Consider the following 226-nt stretch of genomic DNA (forward strand, 5'->3'; position numbering starts at 1 on the left):
ACTTTTGATCTTTGTTGTTGGTAGATATTTAAAACCTCTTTCAAATATATCAGAGTCTTTAACATCATTCTTTAAATTCCTAAACTATGAGATCAAAGAGCCAGTTATCACAGAAGTAAAAACTAAAGATGAATTCGGTGTTATGGCAGAACTCATCAACGAAAACATCAAAAAGATACAAGACACTGCCAATCAAGATGCTACTGCTGTTAATCAATCAGTATCA

The 226-nt window shown here is 31.9% G+C and carries 1 pseudogene; it reads left to right on the top strand.

What is annotated here, in order from left to right:
- Positions 1-226: pseudogene (locus tag UNSWCS_RS12235) on the top strand (methyl-accepting chemotaxis protein); the annotation flags it as partial.

This window comes from Campylobacter concisus UNSWCS (assembly GCF_000466685.1).
GTDB lineage: Bacteria > Campylobacterota > Campylobacteria > Campylobacterales > Campylobacteraceae > Campylobacter_A > Campylobacter_A concisus_A.